The sequence below is a fragment of the Neolewinella lacunae genome, from assembly GCF_014349155.1.
Taxonomy (GTDB): domain Bacteria; phylum Bacteroidota; class Bacteroidia; order Chitinophagales; family Saprospiraceae; genus Neolewinella; species Neolewinella lacunae.
Genome location: NZ_JACSIT010000093.1, coordinates 1 through 5,198 on the forward strand (window position 1 = coordinate 1; position 5,198 = coordinate 5,198).

Annotated in this window: 4 protein-coding genes; 3 read left to right on the forward strand and 1 reads right to left on the reverse strand. The window is 51.0% G+C overall.

From position 1 onward, the window contains the following. Positions 1-171: 171 nt before the first annotated feature. Entirely contained in the window at positions 172-1,812 is a 1,641-nt protein-coding gene (locus H9S92_RS08820; RefSeq protein WP_187464761.1) for an IS1182 family transposase, read from the reverse strand. 324 nt (positions 1,813-2,136) lie between these two features. Between H9S92_RS08820 and nudK the strand changes: the two genes are divergently transcribed. From nudK to H9S92_RS08835, 3 genes are all read left to right on the forward strand, one after another. Next, a complete protein-coding gene (nudK, locus tag H9S92_RS08825) occupies positions 2,137-2,715 on the forward strand; it encodes a GDP-mannose pyrophosphatase NudK (RefSeq protein ID WP_187466350.1) in 579 nt (192 codons plus the stop codon). 129 nt (positions 2,716-2,844) lie between these two features. Then, positions 2,845-3,681 carry a T9SS type A sorting domain-containing protein gene (locus H9S92_RS08830; RefSeq protein ID WP_187466351.1) on the forward strand — a complete coding sequence of 279 codons (837 nt, stop codon included), beginning with the start codon at positions 2,845-2,847 and terminating at the stop codon, positions 3,679-3,681. Positions 3,682-3,945: 264 nt separating this feature from the next. Continuing rightward, positions 3,946-5,181, forward strand: coding sequence for an IS256 family transposase (locus H9S92_RS08835; protein ID WP_187466352.1), 1,236 nt, complete (start codon positions 3,946-3,948; stop codon positions 5,179-5,181). Positions 5,182-5,198 lie beyond the last annotated feature (17 nt).

The window sequence follows — 5,198 nt, forward strand, 5'->3', positions numbered from 1 at the left end:
GGGGCCGTCTAAAAAGTCAGCCCCAAAGCTGTGGGGTGCGCCACGGTGGCTGTGCTGGTTGCGTTCTGACACATTTAAGAAAAAATATGTGTTCCTTTTTTGGGCCTCCCCACATGCTGGGTGGGCCTTCAGGGAGTTAAAAATGCCGTCTAGACGGATTTTTGGGCCGTTTTAGGTCATTTGGGCCCTTTGTACGACCGGAGTAAGCAGACTACGCCCTTGCTCAATCGATAATTTATGTAATCGACGAAGATTTGTGGCTATCGAAAGGAGGCCCATCTCAATGTTAACCCCCGTAAGTCCCTTTAGTGTAAACCGACGTCTTCCCAGATTGGCCTTCAAGTTGCCAAAGAAGCCCTCGACTTCTGCGTTACGGCGCAGGCACTTTGCTCTACCCTCTTTCGTGCTCAGACGAGCTCGGGCTTGCTGGCGATAGCTTTGACCTTTGTGGCTAATGGTTACCACTCGGTTGCCGTCTTGTTTATGACACATCCCGCGCAAGGGGCAGCCTATGCAATTGACGGCTTTGTACTTACTTGTTTCACGGATATACCCACTTGCTGTTTTCTCCTCTCCCTCTCCACAATACGTCATATGCTGACCCATGGGGCATATCAGCACATTTTGCTCTTCGTTATAGTATAACTGGCTTGGCGCAAATGGCGCTTTAAGTACTCCTTGCTCTTCCTTGTAATAGCCCGGGTATTTGAGGTAGGCTTCTATCTCCTTGCCCTCACAATAGCGATAGGCCTCTTCGTTGCCATACCCCGCATCGGCTGTAATGGCCTTGGGCAAGTTCAATCCGATTTGGCTTAAGATCGATTCGGTGTCTTCAAGATGAGGAATGAGGCAGGCCGCATCAGAAGGCGTCTGGTGCATTGTCCAGTTTACAACAAAGTGGTTTTCCGTTCCCACTTGAGCATTGTAGCCGGGTTTTAGCTCCCCGTTGCCCAAGTGGTCGTCTTTGGGCCTCATGAACGTAGCACCATGATCCGTTTTAGAGTAAGACGACCGATCTCCCAGTAATTCTTGCTGGCGCTCATATTCCTGGAGTTTGGGCAAGGACTTGCTCTCCAGGTTTTTCAGTTTTGTCTTTGCCTTTTTGACCTCTTTGGCTTCCTCCTTGGTGCTGGGGGACTGACTTTCTAAGGCTTTGTTGAGTCGATCAATCGTTTCTTGGACTGCTGCACTGTCGCTGAGTTTGTCCCCTTGATCATCCCCATCGGCAGCTTGCTCATCCTCTTTATCCGCTTTTTCACATAAAGCGTCAATCTGAGAAACGATCATCCCTATCTGGTCTAGCACCGACTTCTTGTAACGCTCAACGTTTGACTTCCAAACGAAGGTGTACCGGCCAGCTACTGACTCCAGTATAGTGCCATCTAAAAAGTAATCATCCAGCTTGACATAGCCTTGTTCATGTAAAGTCAACAAAACGTGGGCAAACACTTCCTTTACCCGGCCACCCATGCGGTGCTTGCGAAAGTTATTGATCGTATTGTGATCGGGAGTGGACATCCCACTTAGCCACATGTAGCACACGTTCTCATAGCAAGCCTTCTCAATCGAACGAGATGAGTACACCCGATCAGAATAGGCATAAACCAACACCTTAAGCAGCATCCGAGGAGAGTACGCGCTACTGCCACCTCCTAAATAGGTGCTTAGGATCGAATCAATGTTCATCCCATCTATAATCTGGCTGATCAGCCGCGCCTTATGATGAGGCGGTACCATGTCGGCAAGATGTGGAGGGAATAGCAAGCCTTGGTTCTGGAGGTCAGGCTTGAAAACTGCTCTTTTTGTGCTCATCGGCTACGGGGATGGGAACAGCCTCAAAATACTACTTTTTCGTATTTTGTACCAGAATGCCCCCCTAGTAGACTTTTTAGACGGCCCCAGCAGGGATAAGGAGCAATGGGGGAAAGAATACTCCTCCCCGACCCCGGTAGGGGTCCAACCTGAATAACCCCGGATGGAGGATGCGAAGCGTCCGTAATCCGGGGTTATCTCCCAGCAGGATGCGCAGCATCCGTAATCCGGGGGTTCTCCCACAGCAAGATGCACCGCATCCTCCATCCGGGGTTCTCCCACCAGAGCAAAGGAGTATAAAACCTGTTTACAAGTCAAATACAGATGAACACAAACGTCAGGATCAAGGAAACCACCCTCCTTTCCGATAACTGGTACACCCTGAATAAGGTGACCTATGAATACCGCAAGCCGAATGGAGAATGGGAAACCCAAACGCGGGAGGCCTACGACCGGGGCAACGGTGCCACCATCCTGCTCTACAACCCTGCTGGTAAAACCGTCATCCTGACCCGTCAATTCCGCCTGCCCACCTTCATCAACGGCAACGAAAGCGGCCTCTTAATCGAAGCCTGCGCGGGCCTGCTGGATGCCCACAATGCCGAAGATTGCATCCGCAAAGAAACCGAGGAAGAGACGGGCTATAAGGTGACGGCGGTACGGAAAATATTCGAAGCCTATATGTCGCCCGGCTCCGTTACGGAAATCCTGCACTTTTTCGTGGCCGAATACAGCAAGGAAATGAAAGTGAGCGAGGGCGGCGGCCTGGCCGAAGAACAGGAAAACATCGAAGTGCTGGAGCTCGGCTTCGACGAAGCCTACAACATGATTTATACCGGAGCCATTAAGGATGCAAAGACGATCGTGTTGCTGCAGTACGCCAAAATTCATGGCCTCGTGTGAGCGGGAAACCAGGGTTTTCTCCGCTCGACCAAACAGGGCGCTACGGATAAGGACGTGCATACCAAAAAATCTTTCCCCAAACATTAGGCGCTTCTCCGCCCAAGGCCTATTTTTGGCTAAAACCCTGTTATGCGCCTTGCTAAACCCCACCTTCGCCTTTTCCTCCTTTTCGTCTTGAGTCTTTGTACGGCACCTAATGCGCAAGCGTGTACCTGCGGCCCTCCAGAACCCGAATACCTGTGCCGGTACTATTCCGCCCGGCCGTGGGAGGCCATCATACACGTCAGTGCCCTGCCGCTTGATACTATTACGTTTCTCCACGCTGGTTCGGGCCGTGAAGAGACCGCTTACTTCCAGCCCATCCTTATCCTGGACGTACTCAATACATCAAGCATTTACAGCATCGGGGATACCCTACTCATTCCCGTGGGAAATACTGCAGCCTGTGACCCCGAATTAGAAGCCTTTCAATCTTCACCGGAATACCTGATTGTGGCAGCTTATCTAGATACGAACCGGGTAATTTACCAGAGCCAAGATACCGTTATACTCTCCTCGCAAAATTTGCTCCATGTACCTGGATTATGCGATATGCCTTGGGTTCCCGTCAACAACGGCGTGATTGAGCGGGCCGTATTTATCTCCGGGGCCAGATACACCATTGAGGAGCTGCGGGCGGAGCTGGACGCCTGCGCACTGGCCACTTCGACGGAGCAATTGGAACGCACCTACCAGCCGTCCATTTTCCCCAACCCCGCCGCTGAGCAACTCAACATCCGTTGGGCTACGCCGGGCGTGCAGGAAATCAGCATCCGCAACGCCAATGGGCAGCAAGTGTACCACCAGGCAAACCTGGAGGGCACCAATGCGCTGGAATTGAGGGTGAATGACCTGCCCGCTGGTCTTTACTTCGTCGCCATCAGCACCAAGGCTGGTGTTTTAATGAAAAAGGTGATGGTCCGTTAGGCAGAGGGACATAGATCCTGGTGGTGGGGGATAGATAGAGATTACAATGTTTGCGCCACAAGTACTACTTTAGCGGAAGTCTTCTGAGCCCAAGGTTAAGCAACTAGTACGTTAATAGTATTGTTAAAGCGACAACTTGCTTGAGTGTGTGCCTCAGTTTGACTACTTGAAGGGCAAGCTAGAGAGACTTCAGCCTGTTTAAGCCCACTTCCATTGGAGGGTGTTTAAAAATGTGTGTCTGCCATAAAAATCAGACATTGAGTCATGGCAAACGAAAAAGACAAAACATTCGCGGACTTCGAGTCCGACATCATCACCGGCCTCATGTCGGGTAAACCGCTAGGTGGGACCGAAGGAGTCCTCACTGGTTTGATCAAGCATGTGATTGAAAAATCAATGAATGCCGAACTCAGAGAGCACCTTGAACTGGAAGCTAACAACCCTGATGCGCTGCCAAATAAGCGCAACGGTAGGGCTAATAAAAAGGTCAATACCGATTTTGGTCCTACCGAAATTAGTCCGTCCCGGGACAGAATGGGTACTTATGAATCGGCCATCGTTGGCAAATGGCAGCACGACCTGGCACCGAACATGAGCCAACAGATTCTATCCTTGTATGCTCGCGGTAACTCGTACCAAGACATCTCGAACCACTTACATGAGATGTTTGGTCATGTTATCAGCCCTGCCTCGATTACGGGCATTGTCAACGAGGTATGGGACGATGTTCAGGCTTGGCAGAAACGTGCTCTCCAAACTTGTTATGTGGCCGTTTTCATGGACGCTATTCACTTCAACATTCGCTTAGAGGGCAAGTCTACCAGTGTGGCGACTTATCTGTTCTATGGGGTTGATGTACATGGCTACAGAGACATTTTAAGCATGTATACGGGCCGCGGAGCCGAAAGTACTTCCCAATGGTCGGTATTGTTGGCTGACCTCAAGGAGCGCGGTGCGGAGGACATCAAAGTCTTCATTGCTGATGGCTTGCCAGGCCTGGTCGATGCTGTTGGTACTTACTTTCCCGCCAGCCGTTTTCAACGGTGTATCGTACACAAGGTGCGCAACTCCGTCGTCGGGGTGGACTTTAAGGACCGTCGGGAGGTCTGTAAAGACCTTCGATCAGTGTATACCGCTATGGATGAAGACGGTGCGGTAGAAGCCCTCAAGGCCTTTGAGTTGAAGTGGGATAAATACCCACATGTAGTCCGCTTATGGCAAAAAGACTGGACCGAGCTTATGGTTTTCATGAGCTTTGGTCCGCAGATGCGCCGGCTAATTTACACGACCAACGCATTGGAAAACGTCAATCGTCATTTACGCAAAGCGACCAAAAGCAAAGGAAGCTGGCCGTCGACTAAGTCCTTGATGATTCAGGTTTATCTGACGCTCCAGGCGACTAAACCGGCTTGGGCAAAAACGGTCCGTAACTTCGCAGCCGTCCAACGGGAGCTGATGGAAGAATACGGAGAGGAGTACACGAAGTACCTAGAATGCTAGGTGGGCGGCGCGCAGCG

Excerpts from the sequence above, each read along its gene's own strand:
- H9S92_RS08820 (WP_187464761.1), bottom strand. The coding sequence starts at position 1,812 with ATGAGCACAAAAAGAGCAGTTTTCAAGCCTGACCTCCAGAACCAAGGC.
- H9S92_RS08830 (WP_187466351.1), top strand. The coding sequence starts at position 2,845 with ATGCGCCTTGCTAAACCCCACCTTCGCCTTTTCCTCCTTTTCGTCTTG.
- H9S92_RS08835 (WP_187466352.1), top strand. The coding sequence starts at position 3,946 with ATGGCAAACGAAAAAGACAAAACATTCGCGGACTTCGAGTCCGACATC.
- nudK (WP_187466350.1), top strand. The coding sequence starts at position 2,137 with ATGAACACAAACGTCAGGATCAAGGAAACCACCCTCCTTTCCGATAAC.